This is a genomic window from Scytonema hankhaensis NUACC26 (genome assembly GCF_045865695.1).
GTDB lineage: Bacteria > Cyanobacteriota > Cyanobacteriia > Cyanobacteriales > Nostocaceae > Scytonema.
This window is the reverse complement of the sequence record NZ_BAACAP010000188.1, coordinates 16,258-39,953: the sequence shown is the minus strand read 5'-3', so window position 1 is coordinate 39,953 and position 23,696 is coordinate 16,258. Positions and strand designations below refer to the sequence as shown.

General features: G+C 39.0%; 15 protein-coding genes. 8 read left to right on the top strand and 7 right to left on the bottom strand.

Annotation, left to right across the window (positions count from 1 at the left end; genetic code table 11):
- The first annotated feature begins 196 nt into the window (after positions 1-196).
- On the top strand, positions 197-817 hold the full coding sequence (locus ACKTT2_RS19220; RefSeq protein ID WP_407889811.1) for a Uma2 family endonuclease: 621 nt from the start codon (positions 197-199) through the stop codon (positions 815-817).
- An 83-nt stretch (positions 818-900) separates the two neighbouring features.
- On the opposite strand, the gene ACKTT2_RS19215 is transcribed toward ACKTT2_RS19220, so the two are convergent.
- On the bottom strand, positions 901-1,047 hold the full coding sequence (locus ACKTT2_RS19215) for a hypothetical protein (RefSeq protein WP_407889809.1): 147 nt from the start codon (positions 1,045-1,047) through the stop codon (positions 901-903).
- 734 nt (positions 1,048-1,781) lie between these two features.
- Here ACKTT2_RS19215 and ACKTT2_RS19210 point away from each other — a divergent pair.
- From ACKTT2_RS19210 to ACKTT2_RS19200, 3 genes are all read left to right on the top strand, one after another.
- Entirely contained in the window at positions 1,782-1,925 is a 144-nt protein-coding gene (locus ACKTT2_RS19210) for a hypothetical protein (RefSeq protein WP_407889807.1), read from the top strand.
- Positions 1,926-2,157: 232 nt separating this feature from the next.
- The gene (locus ACKTT2_RS19205) at positions 2,158-3,126 is read left to right on the top strand and encodes a terpene synthase family protein (RefSeq protein ID WP_407889805.1); all 969 of its coding nucleotides are present in this window, start codon (positions 2,158-2,160) and stop codon (positions 3,124-3,126) included.
- Positions 3,127-3,136: 10 nt separating this feature from the next.
- A complete protein-coding gene (locus tag ACKTT2_RS19200; protein WP_407889803.1) occupies positions 3,137-4,471 on the top strand; it encodes a cytochrome P450 in 1,335 nt (444 codons plus the stop codon).
- Between the two features lie 58 nt (positions 4,472-4,529).
- On the opposite strand, the gene ACKTT2_RS19195 is transcribed toward ACKTT2_RS19200, so the two are convergent.
- The 3 genes from ACKTT2_RS19195 to ACKTT2_RS19185 all read right to left on the bottom strand — a co-directional run bounded on the left by ACKTT2_RS19195 (position 4,530) and on the right by ACKTT2_RS19185 (position 17,124).
- Complete coding sequence (locus tag ACKTT2_RS19195; protein ID WP_407889801.1) at positions 4,530-10,226, bottom strand: trifunctional serine/threonine-protein kinase/ATP-binding protein/sensor histidine kinase; 5,697 nt, start codon at positions 10,224-10,226, stop codon at positions 4,530-4,532.
- Positions 10,227-10,453: 227 nt separating this feature from the next.
- On the bottom strand, positions 10,454-16,123 hold the full coding sequence (locus ACKTT2_RS19190) for an ATP-binding sensor histidine kinase (RefSeq protein ID WP_407889799.1): 5,670 nt from the start codon (positions 16,121-16,123) through the stop codon (positions 10,454-10,456).
- A 377-nt stretch (positions 16,124-16,500) separates the two neighbouring features.
- Positions 16,501-17,124 carry a response regulator gene (locus ACKTT2_RS19185; protein WP_407889797.1) on the bottom strand — a complete coding sequence of 208 codons (624 nt, stop codon included), beginning with the start codon at positions 17,122-17,124 and terminating at the stop codon, positions 16,501-16,503.
- A gap of 223 nt (positions 17,125-17,347) precedes the next feature.
- Between ACKTT2_RS19185 and lipA the strand changes: the two genes are divergently transcribed.
- Together lipA and ACKTT2_RS19175 are read left to right on the top strand one after the other, a co-directional pair.
- Positions 17,348-18,250, top strand: coding sequence for a lipoyl synthase (gene lipA / locus ACKTT2_RS19180; RefSeq protein WP_407889795.1), 903 nt, complete (start codon positions 17,348-17,350; stop codon positions 18,248-18,250).
- A gap of 89 nt (positions 18,251-18,339) precedes the next feature.
- Positions 18,340-18,486 carry a photosystem I protein PsaX gene (locus tag ACKTT2_RS19175; RefSeq protein WP_407889793.1) on the top strand — a complete coding sequence of 49 codons (147 nt, stop codon included), beginning with the start codon at positions 18,340-18,342 and terminating at the stop codon, positions 18,484-18,486.
- Positions 18,487-18,605: 119 nt separating this feature from the next.
- Here the strand turns inward: ACKTT2_RS19175 and ACKTT2_RS19170 are convergent, their stop codons facing one another.
- The 3 genes from ACKTT2_RS19170 to ACKTT2_RS19160 all read right to left on the bottom strand — a co-directional run bounded on the left by ACKTT2_RS19170 (position 18,606) and on the right by ACKTT2_RS19160 (position 21,587).
- Entirely contained in the window at positions 18,606-19,475 is an 870-nt protein-coding gene (locus ACKTT2_RS19170) for a branched-chain amino acid ABC transporter permease (protein WP_407889791.1), read from the bottom strand.
- 437 nt (positions 19,476-19,912) lie between these two features.
- Positions 19,913-21,040: a 2-oxoglutarate and iron-dependent oxygenase domain-containing protein gene (locus ACKTT2_RS19165; RefSeq protein WP_407889789.1), complete on the bottom strand. Its 1,128-nt coding sequence runs from the start codon at positions 21,038-21,040 to the stop codon at positions 19,913-19,915.
- Positions 21,041-21,392: 352 nt separating this feature from the next.
- Positions 21,393-21,587 carry a hypothetical protein gene (locus ACKTT2_RS19160; RefSeq protein ID WP_407889787.1) on the bottom strand — a complete coding sequence of 65 codons (195 nt, stop codon included), beginning with the start codon at positions 21,585-21,587 and terminating at the stop codon, positions 21,393-21,395.
- Positions 21,588-22,407: 820 nt separating this feature from the next.
- Between ACKTT2_RS19160 and ACKTT2_RS19155 the strand changes: the two genes are divergently transcribed.
- Together ACKTT2_RS19155 and larE are read left to right on the top strand one after the other, a co-directional pair.
- A complete protein-coding gene (locus tag ACKTT2_RS19155) occupies positions 22,408-22,686 on the top strand; it encodes an nSTAND1 domain-containing NTPase (RefSeq protein ID WP_407889850.1) in 279 nt (92 codons plus the stop codon).
- 37 nt (positions 22,687-22,723) lie between these two features.
- Complete coding sequence (gene larE / locus ACKTT2_RS19150; protein WP_407889785.1) at positions 22,724-23,551, top strand: ATP-dependent sacrificial sulfur transferase LarE; 828 nt, start codon at positions 22,724-22,726, stop codon at positions 23,549-23,551.
- The last annotated feature ends 145 nt before the right edge of the window (positions 23,552-23,696 follow it).

The following is a 23,696-nucleotide window of genomic DNA, read 5'->3' as shown; positions in this document are numbered from 1 at the left end:
CAGTCGCCTCAACGGGGGGCTTTGGGGTCCCCTCTGGGGAACTCGGGGCCCCCACGGAGTGGGGATAAGGGGCAAGGGGGGAGACCCCCGCACGGCGCTGCTCTCCGTTCCACAAGACTCTTTTTATGTATTGCAGCTAACTTAAAACCGCTATATTCGCTCAGTATTTTTTCTTAGTATTTCAGAACATAGTAATATGATACAAACTTTAACAACGCAAAAACTACTAACCGTTCAAGAATTTCTAGAACAGAAACCTGAGGGTCGTTACGAACTTCATAACGGGACAATTGTTGAGATGGCACAACCCACAGGTAAACATGAAAATGTAACAGGATTTTTAACAATTCAACTGAGTGTTGAGTTAACTCGATTAAACCTTCCCTACAACATACCAAAAACTGCATTAGTAGCAATTTCCAAAGAAGAATCTGACTGTACTTACTCCCCAGATGTATTAGTATTAAACCGTCCTAGCTTACAAAATGAAGAGCTATGGTCAAAATATTCCACAGTTCAATTACCTCAATCCATTCCTCTAGTCATTGAAGTTGTAAGTACTAACTGGCGCGATGACTATTATAAAAAATTTGGTGACTATGAGGAAATGGGAATTCCTGAATATTGGATTGTTGATTATGCTGGTCTTGGAGGTCGTAAGTTTCTTGGCAATCCCAAACAACCGGCAATTTTTGTATGCGTGCTTGTGGATGGAGAATATCAAATGACCCAATTTCGAGGTAACGACCTCATTATTTCTCCTGCATTCCCCCAGTTAAAACTGACTGCTCAACAAATATTTGATTCAGCTTTGTAAAAGGACCTGCAACAGACCAATAAGCGCGATCGCACAATATCAGTATTGGCAAGTGTTTGTACTTCAGTATTACGGGTTTCAAGTTAAGCATCAATTTCGTCAACGCCTTGCTGCACTTTTAAAAAGGCATTTTGCTTTAAATTATCCAAAATCAAGTTACGCAACACTTGATAGCTGTAATAAGCAGACACGCTCACTATTAAAGTCGTACCACCAATAATCAACCTCATTAATAAACTATTTGATGAGCGTTCTTTATCATTTCGCCGATACCACCATTTACAGCAGATTTCAACTTGGTGAGGTACAAAAATTACCCCCCTCTGTCCCCCCGATGCCTTGGGGGGATGAAAGGGGGGTGTACCTCATTCAGATGCAAAGCGCTGTAGTTAAATTTTTCTACTTGGAGATTTATATAAGTTTGCTTAGGTGCTGCGTCAACCACTCCGATTAGGCCGTGCTTGCTGTGGTTACACCAGTTAGATTGCCCACAATTGTGCTGCAACTAACATCTAACACTGTACTTAGATTATTGAACAACCATATAAAGTTATTTCTCTTGATTTCCGAAAAAGCAAATATATTTTGCAGTCTTATCAAATTAAATTTTTCTGATAATTCAGTAAATATATCTAATTATAAATGATTATAATAACTGATATTTTTAATAAAATACTGAAGTAAATGTACAGCTTTAGGCTTGACAACAGAAAACTTATGTATTTTCCACAATGAACAAGCTTTGTCTTTATAATTCCTTTATATAAACTAAGAGAAAATACATTGTTCTACTAGTTATTCATTAAATTTGTAAACATAGAGATTTACGGTTGCGATCGATATTAAAAAAAACAAAAATTCTATAAAAGAAAGTGTTTTGAAGCAACAGTAATTATCTGAATCACTACAAAATATAGGCTGAGTTTAATATTCAAATCCTGTAAAACGTGTCGTAGTTTAGCCATTGTTGTTCAAAAAACAAAAGATAAAAAATCTTGAGGAAATCGATATTGAAATAAGTCATTGTATTGATGGAAAAGGGCATGATGTTGCTCTAGCTTCTTCCGTAAAGCTTGGTGAATTTGCAAGTATCGAATCAAAAGAATAATGACTTTTAATTTCTGGCATTACTTCTTGAGAAAAGGTTACTCCTTGTAAATCTTCATTAGGATATGTCTAAAACCAAAGTGTCGTGTTACTTCCAGCAGTAAGTTGCTGTGTAAGAACGCGATTAGCCACTAGCTATGAGAAATTAGCTGCCACTTTCAATTGTTATTTAAACCCACTGACTTCAGGTTGGGGGAATTTTTCCTGTGTCTCTGTAACAGATAGAGGTTTTAATGACTCAATTAACTTTCCCTAAATTACACTGTCCACTTCCATCTCAAATCAATAAATATGTTGATGCGATGGGTGATTATTCCTTAGAATGGGTGTCGCGCTTCAATTTACTGGCTAAGGAATCAACTTACCGTCGGTTTTCTAAATCAAAATTCTTTTTACTAGCTGCACGTGCATACCCAAACTGCCCATTGGAAGAATTGAAAATTGGAAATGATTGGTTAAGTTGGGTGTTTATTTGGGACGATCTATGCGATTTATCAGAGTTGAAAACACAACCTGAAGCTCTGAAGGTTTATCACAAAAGATTTTTGAAAATCTTAAATGGAGCAGAACTGACAAGCAATGATGTACCTCTAACTCATGCCCTGTACGATCTGCGACAGAGGACGGTTCAAAGAGCGAGCAAGGAATGGTTTCGTCACTTCCTCCTTTGCTTTGAAGAATACTTTCAAGGATGCGTTGAAGAAGCAGCAGTCCGCGCACAAAACATTGTGCCTGACGTTGACACTTATATGATGATACGCCGAGCGAGTGTAGGGGGAAATCTTTTCCTGACAGTCAGTGAATTTTGTAATAACTTCATGCTCAGCGATTTTTTACGAAACCACGATTTTGTAGACAAGCTCAAGCTAATGACAATCAACGTTCTAGCTTGGTGTAATGATGTCTTTTCAGCCTCCAGAGAAATGGCGAGTGGTGATGTACATAACATAGTCTTGGTACTGCATTATCAACAACAGCTTTCTTTAGAAACTGCTCTTGAACGTGCTGTTATCATGCACGATGAAGAAATGGAGTCTCTTATTAGCCTAGAAGCATCTATACCAGTTTTTGGAAACAAACTGGATACAGAGTTGGCGCAATATATATCTATAATGCATACTTGGATACGTGGCAATCTCGATTGGTATTCTTATACCGATCGCTATCAAAGTGTAGAAATGTTGGAACCAGTTAAATACTAAGATACTTAAAATGACAGCAACCATTAGCCAGCGATCGCTACCTTTACCTCCTGGTAACTTAGGTCTACCTTTACTTGGGGAAACGCTTAACTTTCTGTACGATACACATTATGTTGAAAAGCGACAGAAGCAATACGGATCGATTTTCAAAACTAGCTTATTTGGATATCCTACAGCGATCGCGATTGGAGCAGAAACCAATCACCAATTGTTTACCCAGGAAAAAATGCATCTTACTAGTAGATGGCCCGAGTGTACCAAGGCGTTGCTAGGGACGGGGTCTTTACTTATCCAAACAGGTAACGCGCACCAAAATCGACGCAAGATTTTTCATAAAGTCTTCCAACCAAAAATTATAGAACAGTCCTTTTCCAGCATAGAAAGTATCTCTCGCAGTTATTTAGACAAATGGGAACGCATGGGTACATTAAGCTGGTTTCCAGAACTGAGCAAATTCTCTCTTGATGTTGCCTGCAAGTTTCTCATAAGTTTGGATACTTTTAACGATGAGCATTTCAGTAAATTGTTTGAGAAGTGGGGAGATGGTCTATTCTCAATACCAATATCTTTACCTTGGACTAAGTTCGGTCGAGCATTACACTGTCGCAAGCAACTACTGATACGCATTGAGAAAATTATCACAGAGCGTCAGTCGCAACAGCATCCCGGTCAAGATCTTTTGGGGATACTGTTGCAAGCGCAAGACGAAGATGGAAATAAATTAAGTTTGCAAGAAGTGAAAGAACAAGTCTTAACATTTCTATTTGGAGGTCATGATACAGCGGCATCAACGCTAACATCAATGTGTATATTTCTAGCACAGTCTCCGGAAGTTTTAGCAAATGCCCGTGCAGAACAACGACAATTGGGGTTGGAGGAACCGCTAACAGTAGAACGTCTAAAGCAGATGAACTATCTCGAGCAAGTTCTTAAAGAGGTTTTGCGAGTAAATCCCCCTGGTGCTTTTGGTTTCCGCAGAGTCACGAAGGAATTTGAACTCAACGGTTATCGCATTCCCCAAGATTGGACTGTAGTTTACTACTTTAAAAGAACTCATCAAGACACTTCTGTCTATAAACAACCGGAGTGTTTTGACCCACAACGTTTTGCACCAGAAAGGGCTGAGGATAAAGCAAAACCATTTAGTTATTTACCTTTTGGCGGTGGGCTACGAGAATGTCCCGGTAAGGAGTTTGCCAAGTTGGAAATGAAACTGTTGGCAGCAATGTTGCTACGCGAGTATGAGTGGGAACTCGAACCGGGACAAAATTTAAATTTCGTTCAGTTTCCCACACCATACCCATATGATGGTCTTAGGGTTAAGTTTCGTCGTCTTGCTTCGTAGACGTTAGGTCATTGGTCAAGTGTCATTAGTCACTGGTCACTGGTTACTGGTCAGGTGGTCACTGTCTTAGCGGAATTTGGACTACAAACTCTGTTCCCTCACCGGGAACAGAATTGTAAGTTAAACTACCCCTGTGTTTATCCACAACAATCTGATAGCTAATTGATAATCCCAACCCCGTACCAGTACCGACTGACTTAGTGGTAAAAAATGGATCGAAGACTTTCTGACGTACATCCTCAGGTATCCCAGCACCATTGTCAGCAATCCGAATCAAAACCCAATCGTTGTTAACTAGTTCAGTCCGAATGCGAATTGTGGGAGTAGTCATTTGTTCTTTGTCCTTTGTCCTTTGTTCTTCATCCCCTACAAATGACAAATGACCAACGACCAATGACTCTTCCAAAGCATCAATTGCATTGGCAATAATATTCATAAATACCTGATTGAGTTGACCGGGGTAGCACTCAACTAAAGGAAGCTGACTGTATTCTTTGGTAACTTCTATCTCACAGCGATAAGCCAGCTGCCTACGGGCTTCAGCCGTATCGCGTAGCGTGCTTTTTACCTTAAATCGATGGTGCAGAATCATCAAAGTGTTATCGATGCCCTCATGAATATCTACAGGTTTCATTTCTGCTTCATCCAAACGAGAGAAGTTGCGTAAGCCCAAAACAATGTTCCGAATCCGTGAGGTTCCAACGAACATGGAATCTAAAAGCTTGGGCAAATCTTCTTTTATAAAATCCAAATCAATTTCAACCGCTTTTTCCGAAGCGAGAGTGGAAGAATTTGAAAATTCTTGCTGATATATGGTAATTAAATTTAATAAGGATTTCACGTACTCTGTAGCGTGAGTAATATTTCCATGAATAAAATTAATAGGATTATTGATTTCATGAGCAATTCCTGCTACCATTTGCCCCAAGGAAGACATTTTTTCACTTTGGATTAATTGAGTTTGGGTGTTTTGTAACTCTTCTAAAGCTTTCTTTAGATGCTGATTTTTTTCATTGATTTCCCTCGTTCTCTCGGACACTTTTTCTTCTAACGTGCGGTTGTATTCTTCCAATCGCTCGTTAACTCGTGCCAAATTTTGGTAGAGTATGGCATTTTCTAGAGAGATTGCTGCTTGAGTGGTGATGAGTTTGAGAAGTTCCACGCGATCGCGTGTAAATGCTTCTGCTGTTAAATTATTTTCTAGGTAAAGAATACCCAGTAATTTACCTTGGTTGATTATTGGGATACATAAGAGACTTTTGGGTTGCTCGCGAACGATGTAGCGATCGGCACCTAAAACAGGTTTATCTTTTAAATCATCAATGACTAAGATTTCCTGTGTTCGCTTGACGTAGTTAATTAAAGTCACGGGAACGTCACTGCTTGACTCTATGCAGATTGAGGGAAACTCTGTGTCGCTCCCCACACTTGTTGAATTTGAACTGACTGCAGAAACCGTGAGATGCACGTCCGTTGCTACGCGTTCGCCCTTGGCGCAAGCTGTACCCAGCTTATCGCCTTCACTTAAAATGAGAGCACACTTTGAAGCACCTGCATTTTCCATCACCACTTCCATTAAAGTAGATAGCAACTGCTCGAGTTCAATTTCTCCAGACAGAGCAATAGAAGCTTTTACAACAGATGCCAAATCTAATGAATCGGAAATACTGGTATTTGAACCAAGAACAGTTCGATCGGAGCTACTGGTGGATCGGGATGTGCTACTCTCAATAGAGCCATTCGTTCCTGGTTCGGTATTTAGTTTTCCTTGTTGAAGAATTGGAGCAAGGAATTGAGCATAATGCTTTTCCAAATCTTCGACCTTCGCTTTTGCTCCCCAACGAATATAGCCATAATAAGCATCTATTAAATAAATTTTCGCAATTTTTAGTTTGCCCCACTCCAGATAGAACTTAGCAGTTAGTTCGTTCGCAAGAGCCGCTTCATGTACATACTCATTGTCTTGAGCAAGGGTAATTGCTTGCTCGTAACTATTCACGGCTTCAAGATATTGACCCAGAACTCTATACCGCTCTGCTTCTACCAAATAAAATTTATGCAAATAATTCATGGGTGCATGATCTGCCCATTTCTGAATTTTTTCTTGATTAATAGCTACCTTTTCCAGAATTTTTGCTTTTTCTAATTTATTAGCTTTAGGATATACTGCCAGATGTGCCAGGGAATCGTAGAAATTAAATTCAACAAGAACTAAATGCCCGACTGCAACGTCTATATATTTCTCTACGTTGGTGGCATTTTCAACTGCCCGATCGTAATCAGCTAGTAAATAGCACAGTTGAAGCTTGCATAAATATAAATGTACAAGCCCAAGACTGTCATTGGCTTGCTGATGATATGTTATCATTTCTCTTTCATTATAAGACTCACCTATTAAGTCAAATTGATTTTCCCGCTTATTTAATAAATTTAAGACAGTTTGCAGGTAGATATTATTCCAGCCTAACACCATTATTTGATTTGTTTGCTCAATGGCATGGCTGTGATTTTCTATCTGCTGCTGGAGCAGTGAAAGTTCCCCACCCATGAAATATGCATAGTAGGAGTAACAATAAAGAGCATAAGCTGCATATTCTAAACTTCCTGTTTCTAAACTAATAGAATAAACTTCTAACAGAGAAGGCAATATTTCTCGAATATGCTCTTTCCAGAGTCTGATAGTTCCATTAAATCCCATAACAACCTGTGGTATGGTATCTTTAACCTGGAATCTAGCCAACAGATCTAAAGATAGTTTGCCTAATCGGTAGCCAAACTCTATGTCTCCCACAACTCCACAGAGTATTATTGCGTAACGAGTATAGACAAGGGCAGACAGAGGAGAAGTGCCATACTTAAGTGAGAGATTGATTTGTTTAAACACGAGCAAAGGAAACAACTCAGGTACAGCTTGATAGGCAAAACTAGCGACATTAGATAGAATACGCATAGCTGCTAGTGAATGAGGTTCAGTTATCTCCGGGTAATCGATTAAGTCCTCAATACGTCTGCCAGCTAAATTTGATGTAAGTTCTGCCATTTCTAAGTGAATATCCGTTTGGTTGGGGCTATCTGGAAACTCAATACCCAAAAGTTTTAAAAACCCCAGTGCAACATCGATTGCTTGTCGCGGTTTATTCTGTGCTCCATTAGCCTGAATCTTAATCTCATAAACTTTCACTTTATCTAATAGTGTTTTTGCTTGTACCAATACCACTTCTATCAATTGCTCTGCTAGTTCAAAGTTACCACTTAGGTATGCTGCTTCTACGGCTGTTTCATACAAAGCAAGAGTAAAATCATAATTGGTTTCCCAGGTATCGCTTGCTAGTAATTGAATACTGGTAGTTAAATATTGAACTGCAGCCATGTAAGCTGTTGATGCTAAAGCTTTGCGACCAGCAATCAAATTCATTTGTGCCAGTTCATTGCGTTCGCTTTGATTTACAAGCAGTTCTGTTGCTATATTAAACTGATTGACTAAAATGAAAATATTTTCTTTTCTTTCTTCGAGAGGAAGACTGCTGAGCAGCAATTGCCCAATTTTCAAGTGAATTGACTGTTTGCGATCGCTAGGAATGAGAGAATAGGCAGCTTGCTGTACCCTATCGTGTAAAAATTTATATTTGTGTAACCCCTCCTTAGGAATTGATGAGAGTTCGCTGTCATTAACTAATAACTGATAACCTGCTTCAGGTAAAACAAGACCATCAAGTAACGATTGCCATAAATCTACTGCTGTATCGACTTCAGATTTTTCATAGATAATAGCAAGAGTTCTTAAATCAAATTCGTTACCTATGCATGCAGCAAGTTTTAAGACTGCTTGAGTTTGGCTCGGCAACTTCTCTAGTTGAAGCGCCATAAATTCTACAACATCATCTGTGAGAGCTATGGCTTTAACTTCGTTAATATTGTACTGCCAAAGCCGATGAGAAAAATCAAATTTTAATATGGCTTGATTATGTAAGTATTTAAGAAATTGATGAGTGAAAAATGGATTACCTTTTGTTTTAGTAAAAACAATTTTTGTTAGAGAAATAGCTGTAAATTCTTGAAAATTAAGCGTATCATGAATTAAATGAATTAAACTCTTATAACTTAATTCTTTTAAATCAATTTGATTTATTGAAATACCTGCTTTCTCTAGTTCATTTATAGTAAAATACAGGGGATGCATTTGAGAGACTTCATTATCTCGATATGCACCTATAAATAAAAAAGCTCCCTCAGCTATAGTTTGCTTCTCTTGATTCCCGAAGTATTTAGGTCGCTCTTCCAAAGAAGTATTTTGACTGCTCAATAATTGAATAAATTTTAAAGAAGTTGTATCTGCCCATTGTAAATCATCTAGAAAGATAACTAAAGGATGTTCTTTTGTGGTAAAGACTTTAATGAACCTCTGAAATAAGAAATTAAACCGATTTTGAGCAGCAGTTCCAGAAAGTTCAGTCACTAGTGGTTGAGGTCCAAGGATGACTTCGAGTTGGGGAATAACATCAACAATTGCTTGAGCGTCTTCGCCTAAGGCTGACAAAATTTTAGATTTCCACTGTTGAAGAACAGCATCAGGTTCACTCAACAACTGTCTAATTAAATCTTGAAAAGCTTGTAAAAATCCAGATAAAGGAATATCGCGTTGAAATTGGTCAAACTTACCTTTAATAAAGTAGCTGCGCTGACGAACAATTGGTTTGTGAACTTCGTTGACAACAGCCGTCTTACCAATACCAGAGGGACCTGCAACCAACACTATTTCAGATGTACCACTTGTGACTCGCTCAAAAGCTGCGAGTAAAGTTTCTACTTCCTGTTGACGACCGTAGAGTTTTTCAGGAATCAAAAAATGATCTGAAACATCCTGTTCTCCCAACTGAAATGATATGATATTTCCAGTTTCTTGCCACTGCTGAGAGCATCTCTCTAAATCGTGTTTTAACCCGAAAGCACTGTGATAGCGAGCTTCAGCATTTTTTGCCATAAGCTTGCTGATGATGTCTGATACAATTAAGGGAAGATTAGAATTCAGAGAATTAGCCAGAGGTGGAAGTTTTGCAATATGACAATGCACCAACTCCATCGGATCGTTTGTTGTGAAGGGTAACTGTCCGGTCAGGAGTTCAAAAAATGTGACGCCCAGGGAATAAAAATCGCTACGGTAGTCAATCCCACGGTTCATTCTTCCTGTTTGTTCTGGAGAAATGTAAGCAAGAGTACCTTCTAAAAAGTTGGGATTTGTCAGTTGTTGAATTTCTTTCGGTAAGAGACTAGCAATACTAAAATCTGTCAGTTTAACTTCAAGTGTTGTGGGATTGATGAGAATATTAGCAGGTTTAATATCCTTGTGAATGATGCGATGACCGTGTAACTCATGAAGGATAGAGGCAATTTGAATAGCTATGTGAAAAAATTGTCCTAGAAAAGCTATATCTGTAGTTTCTATAGTAGTAACGTAATTTTTTAAGGAAAGACCGCCAAAGTCTTCCAAGACCAAAACATAACTATTGCCATAGCTTTCCAAGCTATAGGGTTTGACAATACCTGGAAAATTGAGGTTTTTTGCGATCGCATACTGTTTGCGAAACTGAGCAATTTCATGAAAAGTCGGGTATTCATTCCGCATCAGCTTTAAAATAACTGATTGTCGGTCTTTCTCGCGAATACCTTGATAAACCAAGGTTTTGCTTCCACAGTAAATTTGTTGAGTTATATAATAGCCAGGAATAGCAAAAATGGGATCTTGGTGTATCAACATTAACATTAAGCTTTGAATGATATACTTGCAGTCTAGTATTCCCCAAACCATAATCTCTGTATCATGTCATAACTCAAAAGTCAGATTTTTTAGATTTCTTACAAAAAGTTAATAATTATTCATCAAAGAAGGGAACAGGGAGCAGGGGTGTTTTTACTTCTAAAAACACTCTCATAAAGTAGTCAGTGTTGGTCACTGGTCACTGGTCACTGGTCACTGGTCACTGGTCACTGTTTCATAGGAATCTCAATGAGAAATTCAGTACCTTTGCCAAGGGTGGAATTACAAGTAATGTTCCCTTTATGTTTATCTACAATAATTTGATAGCTAATCGATAATCCCAAGCCCGTACCGCTTCCTACTGGTTTAGTCGTGAAAAATGGGTCAAATATTCTTTGCTGCACGTTAGCAGGTATACCAGACCCATTATCAGCAATGAGAATTTTTACAGTTTGTTTTTCTGTAGCTAATGTGCGAATGAGAATTGTAGGGATTGGTGATTGGGAGTTTATAATTCCTTGTCCCTTGTTCCTTGTCCCCAGTCCTTCTTCCAAAGCATCAATTGCATTTACAATAATATTCATAAAAACTTGATTGAGTTCGGAAGCATAACAAGTTACGGGAGGCAATTGCCCGTATTCTTTAATAACTGTAATTTCAGTGCGCTCGCGTTTTGCTTTTAGACGGTGATGCAAAATCATTAAAGTATTGTTCATTCCCTCATGAATATCTACAGGTTTCATTTCGGCTTCATCTAGGCGGGAGAAATTGCGTAAGCCTAAAACAATATTCCGAATGCGTGAAGTTCCAACGAACATGGAATCTAAAAGCTTGGGTAGGTCTTTCACGAGGAAATCTAATTCGATTTCAAGAACTTTTTCTTTGATTAACGGAGAAGTATTGGCAACTTCTTGTCTATAAATTTCAATCAACTCTAACAAGGATTGGACATATTCACGCGCATGACTGACATTACCGTGAATAAAATTAATGGGGTTATTGATTTCATGAGCAATTCCTGCTATCATTTGCCCTAAAGAAGACATTTTTTCACTTTGAATCAATTGAGTTTGAGTATTCCGCAGTTCCTTTAGAGCTTTTTTTAAAGATTGATTTTTCTTATGAATTTCTCGCGTTCTCTCAGCAACTTTCTCTTCTAATGTATGGTTGTATTCCTCTAAACGCTCTGTTGCTTGGGCTAAATTCTGATAAAGCATAGCGTTTTCAAGAGAAATTGCTGCTTGAGTGCTAATTAACTTGAGAAGCTCTACACGATTGTGAGTAAATGCTCCTGCTGTTAAATTATTTTCTAGATAAAGAATGCCTAACAACTTACCTTGGTTAATAATTGGTAAACTTAATAAACTCTTGGGTTGTTGAGCTAAAATATACTTATCATCTATTAAAAAAGGCTTATCTTTTAAATCGTCTAGAACTAATATTTCTCGCGTTCGCTTAACGTAGTTAATTAATGTAATAGGTACATCACGACTCGATTCTAAAGGAGTTGAAGGAAACTCAATGTGGATAGGTGTATGAGTTGAAGTAGAACTAACTGCAGCAATCGTTAAATAACCATTCTGATTTTCATGCAAAATGAGAACGCATTTGGAAGCACCTGCATTCTCCATTACAACTTGCATAATCGTGGAAATCTGTTGCTCTAACTGAATTTCTCCAGAGAGTGTCACAGATGCTTTAATAACTGCTTCTAAATCTAGAGAATCTGAAATACTCGTATTCGATCTACTGACAATACTTTGGTTGTTTCTATCTACAGAGAGAATTGTACTACTAGAACTAGTGTTCTTCTCGCTAAAAGATTTGCTATGTTTTGTCTCTTTTAAAATAGGAGTTAGTATTTGAGGATAGTGCTGTTCTAAATGAGTAATTTTCGCGATTGCACCCCAACGAATATAACCATAGTAAGCATCAATCAAGTACGTTTGGGCAATCTTGAGCTTACCCCTTTCTAGATAAAACTTTGCAGCCAGTTCGTTTGCCAAAGCTTCTTCATGAATGTATTCATTTTCTTGAGCTAAGGTAATAGCTTGGTCATAATTATCCATAGCTTGCAAGTATTCACCAAGCACCCGATATCTTTCTGCTTCTACAAGATAAAATTTATGAAGATAATTCATGGGAGCGTGCTCTGCCCAATGCTTCATTTTAGACTGATTGGCTTGAATTTTATCTAAAAATTTTTTCTGTTCCAAATCGCTCAAAGTAGAGTAAATTGCCAGTCTTGCCAATGAATCATAAAAGTAAAAACAAGGAATCATTGTTAGCCTAACTCTTCCCTCTACATATTGTTCGGCTTTAGTTGCATTTTCTACAGCTTCATCATAATCTTGAAATAAATAACAGAGATGGAGTTTGCAGAAATAAAAATATAAAAGTGCCACCCCATCCTTCGCTTCTTGAAAAATCGCTACTACTTTTTGGTCATCATTTGCCTGAGCAAACAAGCATAAGGAAGGTTTCACAGTTCCCAACAAGTTCAAAACAGCTTGATGATAAATATTATTCCAGTTTAAGGCTGATTCTTGATTGATTTGCTCTAAAGCACGAGTGTGCTTCACAATCTCTTCTGAAAGTTTGTTAAGTTCGCTACCTATTAAATATGAAGATAAGCAATAATTACTAAGAGCATAAGCTGCAAATTCTAAATCTCCTGTTTCCAAGGAAATAGAATAAGCTTCCAGCAGAGGCTTCAAAACTTCTTTAAGATGTTCTTTCCAAGGTCTGATGTGGGCATCGAAAGTTTGAATAATTTTACCTTCAAGTTGTTTAGTGTTAAATGTCTCTAACAATTTAAGAGCTAATTTTCCAAATTTATAGCTAGATTCAATGTCTTCTAACACTCCACTCAATACCATTGCATAAGTTACATAAGCAAAGCTAGAAAAAGACGCATTACCGTACTTAAGAGACAAGCTAACTTGTTTAATAACAACTAGTGCAAATAGTTCTGGAACGACTTGATAAGCAAAAGCAGTTACATTAGATAGAAGACGCATAGCAGCCTGTGGAAGTGCTTCTGTCATTTCTGGTAAATGGACTAAATCTAAGATGTTTCTTTCAGCTAGATTTGATACAATCTCAGATATTGCTAGACTAATATGAGACTGATTTGGTTTTTCAGGAAACTCAATTCCCAAAGATTTCAAAAAAGCTAAAGTTGTATGAACAGCTTCTTGTTGTTTACCCTGTGCGCCATACGCTTGAATTTTGATTTCACTGACTTTCACTTTATCTAAAAGTGTGTTTGCTTGTGCCAATACAACTTCTATAAATTCATCAGTCCGATCAAAACTTCCGTTGAGATATGCTGCTTGTGCAGCTAATTCATACAAAGCTAAAGTTAGGTCATAATTGGTTATCCAGCTATCATAAGATAGTAATTCTATGCCAGTGGTTAAATACTCAAGTGCTGTACTGTGTGCTGTTGATGCGATCGCTTTACGCCCAGCTATCAAATTCATCTGAGCTAGTTGTATGCGCTCGCTTTGCTCGATAATCAATTCCACTGCCATATTCAACTGATTGACAACCTCAAAAATCTTTTCTTCTCCTTCTTCTAAAGAGATATTTCTTCTCAACAATTGACCAATTCTTAAATGAATTGATTTTTTTTGATGGTTAGGAATTAAAAAATAAGTTACTTGCTGTACTCTATCGTGTATAAATTTGTATTTAGTTAATTCACAACTGTATTTAAATTCTCCGTGATGTTCAACTTCCAATTCTCCCGAATCTAGAAAAACTTTATAATTAGACGCTTCTGGTAAAACTAATCCTTCAACTAACGCTGTCCATAAATCTGCTGCTGTCTCTAGCTCAGATTTTTGATATACAATTGCCAACGTTTTTAAGTCAAATTGATTGCCTATACATGCCGCAAGTTTCAAAACCTCTTGAGTCTGAGTTGGTAGCTTCTCTAGTTGAAGCGCCATAAATTCCACAACATCGTCCGTTAAAGCTAATGCCTTAACTTCTGCAATATCAAATTCCCAACACCCAATCTGAGAATTAAATTTAAAGATTCCTTCATTATACAAATACTTAATAAACTGATGAATAAAAAAGGAATTTCCTTGTGTTTTGGTAAAAATTAACTGACCCAGAGGGAGAACTGTAGCTTTTTCACAACAAAGCGTGTCGCAAAGCAAATCATTTAAATCGCTTTGATTGAGACCTTCTAAAAAAATCGTATTTATCGTAACTTCTGTTTTGCTAATTTCACTGAGTGTTAAATACAGTGGATGAGCAGTTGAAACTTCGTTATCCCTATACGCACCAATCAGCAAGAAGTAATTTTCAGTGTCATTGCTTCTCTCTATATCCTTAATGTCGCTATCTTCTTTCTGAGAAGAAGTTGGGAGAGACAGTAAAGAATTTGTACTAGCATTACTTGCTTGACTCATCAGTAGCTGCATGAACTTCAAGGAAGCAGCATCAGCCCATTGTAAATCATCAAGAAAGATAACCAGAGGATGCTCTTTTGTAGTAAAAATTTTGATAAAGCGTTGAAACAGTAAGTTGAAACGATTTTGAGCAGAGGTACCAGAGAGTTCGGTGACTGGTGGTTGCTTTCCAATAATGGCTTCTAATTTGGGAATAACATCAATAATAACTCGAGCTTGCTCCCCCAATGCTAACAAAATTTTAGATTTCCACTGTTGAAGAACAGCATCAGTTTCACTTAACAATTGTTCAATTAAATCTTGAAACGCTTGCACAAATCCCGATAAGGGAATGTCACGTTGAAATTGATCGAACTTCCCCTTAATAAAGTAACTGCGCTGTCTAACTATAGGTTTGTGAACTTCGTTAACAACTGCAGTCTTACCGATACCGGAAGAACCTACAACTAAAACCATTTCCGCCGTACCACCTGCAACTCGGTCAAAAGCGGCGAGTAAGGTTTCCACTTCCTGGTGGCGACCGTAAAGTTTTTCTGGAATCAAAAAAAGTTCTGGAACATCCTTTTGTCCCAATAGGAAGGGAGAAATTTCTCCAGTTTCTTGCCATTGGTGCAAACACATCTCCAAGTCATGCTTTATTCCCAAAGCACTTTGATAACGGTCTTCAGCATTTTTTGCCATTAACTTACTAATAACATTACATAATATTGAAGGAATACTTGAATTAACATCACTCGCTTTTGGTGGAAGTTTTGCAATATGGCAATACACCAACTCCATGGGGTCAGTTGTTGTGAAGGGTAGCTGTCCGGTCAGGAGTTCAAAGAATGTGATACCAAGAGAATAAAAATCGCTGCGATAATTAATTCCACGATTCATTCTCCCTGTTTGTTCGGGAGAAATGTAGGCTAAAGTACCTTCTAAAAAGTTGGGATTTGTCAGTTGTTGGATTTCTTTTGGCAAACGACTTGCGATACTAAAATCAGTGACTTTGACCTCAAAAGTCGTAGGGTTAATCAAAATATTGGCAGGTTTAATATCTTTATGAATAATGCAGTGAGAGTGTAATTCAGCAAGAGCAGAGGTAATTGCGCTCGCAATAGGAAAAAATTCTTGTAGAGACATTGTACTCTGTGACAACACCCCACCTGTATTTTCCACATTTGTTAAGTAATCCTTAAGAGAAATCGCACCAAAATCTTCTAGAATCAGAGCATAGCTATTGCGATAACTTTCCAGACTATAAGATTTAACAATACCCGTACAGTTAAGATTTTTAGTAATTGTGTACTGATTGCGGAACTGAGCAATCTCAAGCAAAGTTGGGTATTCGTTACGCATGAATTTAATCGCGATTGGTTGTCGATCTTCTTCTCGAACACCTCGATAAACCAGCGTTTTACTTCCAGAGTAAATTTCTTGAGTGATGCGATAACCGGGAACAACAACTGTATTTGATAGCACAAACATTTACACAAATACTCGCAATAGTATACTCTCTATTGAGTATTCCCAAAGGTATTTTGTTTGTATCATTTTTGAGGAAAAAAGTGTATTTAAAATTAGATTACCCCCCTTAATCCCCCCTTGGAAAGGGGGGAAATTGGATTTCTGGTTTCCTGTGGAAAGGGGGGAAATTGGATTTCTGGTTTCCTGTGGAAAGGGGGGAAATTGGATTTCTGCTTCCCCGTGGAAAGGGGGGAAATTGGATTTCTGCTTCCCCGTGGAAAGGGGAAAACAAGAAAATAAGTTCCCTCCCCTTTCCAAGGGGAGGGTTAGGGTGGGGTAAAACAAAGCTAAAACCCTTACAAATGACAATCTAACTAATTAGCCTTACTTGCGATCGCCTACTTAACTTTTTGTTTGATAAAAGTGACAACCTGACTGAGTTGTTTTTTCAAAGCATCAATTTCTGCCTGCATTTTGGCAATTTTTTCATTCAAGGCTTGGATTTCAGCAGCTGAAGCCCCGGACTCAGTAGAGACAACTGCATGAGTTCCATTACCATTAGAAGATGCAACAAATCCGTTAGAGATAGGTGCTACTCCGTTGGAAGTAGCTGCTACTGCTACTTGTGCGGGTTCGGGACGTGGCTGTTTAGCCTTGGTCATAGCGGACTTAATTGCGCCAATGAGTTGCTTTTGGTCAAAAGGTTTTCCAAGAAACTCAAAATATTCAAAGGGTTCGGAGATTTTCTCTGTCACCTCTTCTTTACGACCAGACATAATGACTAAAGGAATCTTCCTCAAGTCACTATTGGCTTGGATTTCTTGAAACACTTCCCAGCCAGTTTTCTTGGGTAGTAGGAAATCTAACATAATCAGGCTCAGTTTTTCCTGACGAATTAAATTCAATCCCTCCAGACCATCTTTTGCTTCCAAAACTTGGAAGTTCCCTGGTGGTAACATTTCTCGTACTTTTACCCTGACAACTGTGGTGTCATCGATAACTAAAATTTTGTTACTTGTCACGACTGTTTGCTCTAATAGAAACTTTAGGTTTTACGGTAGTTGCGCCCTTGGGCGTCAAGAATTCTCCCACTATACCCAACATTTCTCTAGATCGGGGGAGAGTAATTTCCGGTAGAAGTGACAATACTTGAAGTGTCATATACAACCAATACCGTTCTTAGCTCTCTGATTGTGGCACAGTAATACTTAGGGCAACTAGGTTAATAAAACTTTTGAATTATTTATGACTTCTTTAGAGCCATCCCAAATCAAGACTGAAATTATGGCAATGCCTTCATGGTTACGCCGTCCCATTGGTAAAGCTAGCGAAATCTCAACGGTACAACGAATTATTAAACAGCGTCAAATTCATACCATTTGTGAGGAAGGACGTTGCCCAAATCGGGGTGAGTGTTATGCCCAACAAACTGCTACTTTCTTACTGATGGGACCTATTTGTACTAGGTCTTGTGCTTTTTGTCAAGTAGATAAAGGTCACGCGCCTATGCCTGTTGACTTGGAGGAACCACAAAAGGTGGCAGAAGCAGTAAAGCTTTTAAATTTGCGCTACGTAGTACTGACTTCTGTTGCTCGTGACGATTTGCCAGACCAAGGTGCGGGTCACTTTGTGAAGACGATGGAGACGATTCGCCAAATGAACCCAGAAACTCAAATTGAGGTGCTGACACCAGATTTTTGGGGTGGTGCGGGTGCGGGCGAAGGAGGTCAGCGCGATCGCATCAACACAATAGTGCAAGCTAAACCTGCCTGTTACAATCACAATATTGAAACAGTACGACGTTTACAAGGTCCAGTTCGTCGGGGGGCGAAATACGATCGCTCGCTTTTTGTCCTACAAGTGGTGAAGGACATTGACTCCTCCATTCCCACAAAGTCAGGGTTAATGCTAGGACACGGAGAAACGAGAGAAGAAATTATTGAAACAATGGTAGATTTGCGGAAAGTCGGATGCGATCGTTTAACTATCGGTCAGTATATGCGTCCGTCTTTAGAACATTTACCAGTACAAAAGTATTGGACTCCAGAAGAATTTGATGAATTAGGCAGAGTCGCTCAAAATATGGGATTTAGCCACGTTCGTTCCGGTCCCCTTGTGCGAAGTTCCTATCATGCGGGGGATAATTAAGAAGTAGGACAAATATTTCTAACGAATTTTGCTAAATATGACAGATATTTGGTATCTGTTAATAAGTCTTTAAATTAGGAGAGAATGCAATGGCTGGTGAAGCTCAGAAAAAAGTAGGCGAAGATGTTGCCAAAACCGGAGCAAAAGCGCCTTACCCTTTCCGTACAGGTTGGGCGTTACTACTGTTAGCAATTAATTTTCTTGTTGCTGCCTTTTATTTTCGGATTCTGGTCTAAGACGTTAAGTAGATGAAAGGGACTAGGGACTGGAGATTGGGTATTGGATTTCCTAATCCCCATTGCCCCTCAACAAGGAGGGGGCCCCGAGTTCCCCAGTCCCCAGTCCCCAATCCCTTTCATATCGTGCCTTTAAATAACCCTTTAGGGCGAACGAGTAGCACCAAAATCATGATGAGTAAGGCTACACCTTGTTTGTACTGAGAACCTAGTAAAGGCGTACTGGTCTCTTGAGCAATTCCGATGATAAAAGCAGCAGCGATCGCACCATAAGGATTGCCAATACCGCCCAGAATAACTGATGCGAACAATGGTAAAATCAAGAACCATCCCATATTAGGACGCACGGCTGTAATTAAGCCATACATACTACCACCAAGAGATGTTAGGCTACCAGTCATCACCCAAGTCCATAAGATAACTTGGTCAACATTAATACCAGATACTCTAGCTAAGTCCAAATCATCAGCCACTGCTCGCATTGCTTTACCAATTTTGGTATTTTGCAAAACGTAGTGCAGCACCAAAATAATTAATATAGCTAAAACAAAAACTAACAGTTGATTGGGCTGTATTTTTAAACCACCAACATCTATAGCAGAACTAATAGGTAAATCGTAATTTTTGTTACTTCCACCCCAGATAAAGATAATACCATTGCGGATAAACAACGCTAACCCAATAGAAATAATAATAAAAGTTGTGGAATTAGCACGGATAGAGCGCATTCTCGACCACAGTAACTTCTCAGATAAGAGCATTGCCGCAACTGTGCCGACTGCTGCTATTACCATAGATAACCAAATATTTATCTTAAATAATGTATTTAGTATAAATGTCAAATAAGCACCTAAAGTCAAAAAATCACCGTGAGCAAAGTTAGACAACCGTAAAATTCCCAAAGTCAGCGTTAGTCCAACTGCTGCTAAAGCAATAATGCTTCCTACAGCAATACCGTTAACAATCAATTGAGCAAATTGTAAATTCATAATTTGATCGGCTATCACTAAGTAACAACTTTTTTGTTCAAAATTCTCCAAAGATGACTAAAGTTGTGGAATTGTGTTAAAATTGAACACATAAGTATCGATGCTTGCACCATCCCTACCCTGAAAGACCAGAGGATCGATTAGGGTCGAGACGTACAAGTTCGGTCGCCAGACTGGTTCTGGTCAAAAATAGGCACAGACTAACTGTCTGTTACAGGGCAAGCTACGGCAAACACTATTTTCTAAGAGAATAGGAAAACCTTGTATGTACAGAGTACCCCTAATACTCACTTAAAAACAAGCGCTGTTGGTTCACCTATTTATTTAACCATTAATGGATAAGTTTGATAAGGTTTTTCGCAGCGCGGGTTACCCCATACTCAACTTGCACATCCCGGTTAAAGTAAAGCTTTGGTCTGTGTCACCCGGACAAATTATCATCCGGCTGATACTGGTGACAGCTTCGCGCTTATCTGCCCCAAGTTATGACGATTTTTTGTGGCATCTTTTACTTGTTGTGGCAAACGAAAAAGAGCCTCGTTTTTTAAAAGAGCTAAAATTGACAAGCGATCTTCGTCAAGAATACGGCGTGTGGTGATTCGATCTGGATAACACCTCATAAACATATTTGTAAAGTGCGTGCCGTAGTGGATAAATTCATCGCTTGACGGATCGAACAACGGGTAGATACAAGCATTGAAATTAGGCTCGTGGAAGTAAGCTAGCGCAAATCGCTCCTGAGTGTTCAGCTTGACTTTATGCGGGGTTGAAAGCAGGTAGTTATTCGTCATGAATTGCAAAATATCGCCTGGGAATACCGTTAGAACTTTCGGCACAGGCTTCACAAATGTCCAGGGATCTTCATTTTCATACATACCAGCCGAGCTTTCAGTCTGCAGCCAATTTCTATTTCTCTTTTCCCCTTCGACTGGTGGACGTATATAGAGACCACCTACATCGTCCTGTGCCGCAATTACCAATAGTCCGTAATCAGTATGTGCGCCAATTCCCCGCCTTGATTTTTGAGATAACGCCGGGAATCGCAATACGCGCATATGGTGCCAACCGTTCTTAGTCAATTCCGTCAGAGCGTTAATGTTACAAAGCCCTAAGCCCAAGGCTGTCAGTTTCAGCAATTTCTCGCCAATTGAACTAAGTTCGTCCATGTAAACTTTCATGCTTTGGTGGTACTCCTCATCAGACCAAGGCACTGGTCCATGACATGGCCATTGTGCTTGTACAGACGGATCGTGTAGTGGAACATCTTTGCAGACCGTGAAGATCTCGGAATAATCGGCTTCCCCAGCAGTGACTTCCTCGCCTGAAGCGATATACCCGCTGTAAGTAAGATCGCTGATGCATTGATATTTGAGATCCAGAGGCAGGCGAAAGAATCGCTTGCTGGCTTCAAACGCTTTCTCGGTTTTTCGAGCTTGTATTGTGTTCATTGCCACCTGAAAGATTCCGTCAGTTTTCCATGCCTGAATCATTTTGTGTGCTATATCAATATCAGATTGTGTTCCAACGATGGATTCTGGCAGGTGAAATGTTTGCAACTGTGTCATCTCAATTTCCTTTTAGTATTTTTGGGTCAAAATTGGTTATGTTGTTAACGCATTGAGGAACAAATTCAAAGCTTTGTTTGTTGACATATGTGTATGAGTAGGATTGAAACCGTAACAGACGAATCGGCTAAAACACTTATGTAGAAAGTATTTCAGCAGTCAACCTCTTACTAATTGAGCCGGATTCGCGATCGCTGCGACTACAGGTGCAGCGACAAACTACGCGCAGGAGTGGAGAATTGCTGTTTTTGTCCGCGTTAGGTGACAACTTTCCCCCACAAGTAATCGTGGAGGCTACACGCATACTTATAGTGGGGGTAAGATTCGTCGGATTATTTTCAAGTTCCTTGTCTTATTGACAAGTTAAACCGCCTTTTTTACAAAGATTGTCGAGTTTTGTCTCGTGATAGCCAAGCTCAGCCAACTGGTAGATTTTTTCAGGCTTTTCTAAAGCCAAATGATGCTCTTGGTCGTAAGTTGGTTCCTTCTGTAGATATTTATACCCTGGTGGCGATATCCGAGGAAAACATATCGGTTTTGCAATCATTACAATTCTCTACTTATATGTGCAGTAACTCTTTATTAATCAAAACCAACTATGAATGTCTATCAGAAACTCTTTCTACCGTAACAGAGCCAATTTTTGCCACATTTTTTCAACTAATGCAAAGACTTGTTTCATTTCTAGCATCCTAATTTCAATCATTTAATTTTGCACAAATTTAACTGTCACCACAGTTTATCAGTATGTAAAAACTACATTGCCTGCTACTAATTGTGGTACTTAACAAGATTTTGTCACTGGCAAAAATTTCCTCTATGTAATGATTTTTCAATATTCTTTCGATAAACAAAATTAGTACTTACACTGAAATATTTGAAATTTAAAAAAAAATTACTACTATGTTAAAAATCTAGCAAAAATAATGCGGAATACCAGAACGCTGATTTCTTGTGGGCATGAGAATTTGTCGCGCATCCTTAGGCAGTTTAGAGCAAATTCCCTTTACTGACTCTGCCTTAAATCGATTTGCTTGTGCCGTGCATACCGATGAAAAATGCCTGCATTAAGTTTTAATTATCTTTTAAGGAATGCTATCAAATTAACTTTTATTAGTAAGTATAATTGCTATATTATCAAGAAGTCCTGACTTTTTGGGAATGGCAGAAGCTTCCCTTTGCTTGCTGACAAAAGGTGCTGAACAACCAACAATAAGCATAATTCACTTCAAATTACAGGTGCGAATATGGGCATCTGCCTAAAGTATTAAATAAACCTAAAAAAAATCAGCCTTTATATTTATTTAAAATGTAACAAAAGTTAGTTGTAATTTTGTACGTAATAGGAGCTAAAAGAAGTAGAGGTTATTCCCCCGAATCCATACCAAGGACTATCTGCGTTTGGTGAGGAAGATGCAGCATTCTTTTTCGGGCGAGAGACTTTTGTCAATAGCTTATTTGAGGCAGGGCGAGGGAACAGACAAAGCGCGAAAGTGAAAGCAAATGAAAATGTTGGTGTGCGAAGCTCATCCACGAACCCGCCCTGCATGGCAATCGCTCTCTTGCATTTGAGCACCCAAGTCATTCTTTCCAATCGAAGCGGCGATAAGCGAGCGATTACGGAAGACAGCCCCCTTTTACAATGAGATTTATTAGGTGCTACCTTGGGGGATGTCGAACAAAATGCTTGCAGAAAAACTTGAGACATTAAAAAGCATATTTCTAGAGATGGAAAAGGCATTGATTGCCTACTCTGGTGGCGTTGATAGTACTTTGGTAGCTAAAGTTGCCTGTGATGTTTTGGGTGAACGTGCTTTAGCTGTCACAGCAGTTTCCCCTTCACTGTTACCAGAGGAGTTGGAGGACGCTAAAATTCAAGCGGCAACTATTGGGATTTCTCATAAAATTGTCCAGACACACGAAATGGAAAATCCCAATTACACTTCTAACCCCGTCAACCGATGCTATTTTTGTAAAAGCGAACTGCACGATACGCTCAAACCGCTTGCGACTGCATTGGGATATCCTTATGTCGTGGATGGAGTGAATGCCGATGATTTACGTGATTACCGTCCGGGAATTCAGGCTGCAAAGGAAAGAGGCGCACGTTCTCCTCTAGCAGAAGTTGGTATTACGAAAGCCCAAGTGCGGCAACTTTCCCAAGAACTTGGTTTACCTTGGTGGGATAAACCCGCACAACCTTGCCTTAGTTCTCGCTTTCCATACGGTGAAGAGATAACTGTAGCTAAGCTGCAACGAGTCGGGAGGGCAGAAATATATTTAAGAAAGTTGGGTTACAACAGCTTACGTGTTCGTTCTGAAGGAGACACAGCACGGATAGAGTTACCACCAGAAGAAATTAAAGAATTTGTTGTGAAGACAGATTTGCAGTCACTAGTGTCTACTTTTCAAGGATTTGGTTTTTTGTACGTCACTCTTGATTTGGAAGGTTTTCGCAGTGGAAAGTTAAATCAGGTGTTAAATCGAGAGCTTTTACAACAGGTAAGCTGATAAGTTCATAACTTACACAGCCTTAGTCAATTCAATTCTTGTGGGGTAGGCGTCCTCGCCTGCGTAAAACGGGCGGGACGCCCGTTCCACAAAACATTATTAATGTTCCACAAGATCGTTCCGCAACTTATGGATGTTGGGTTTC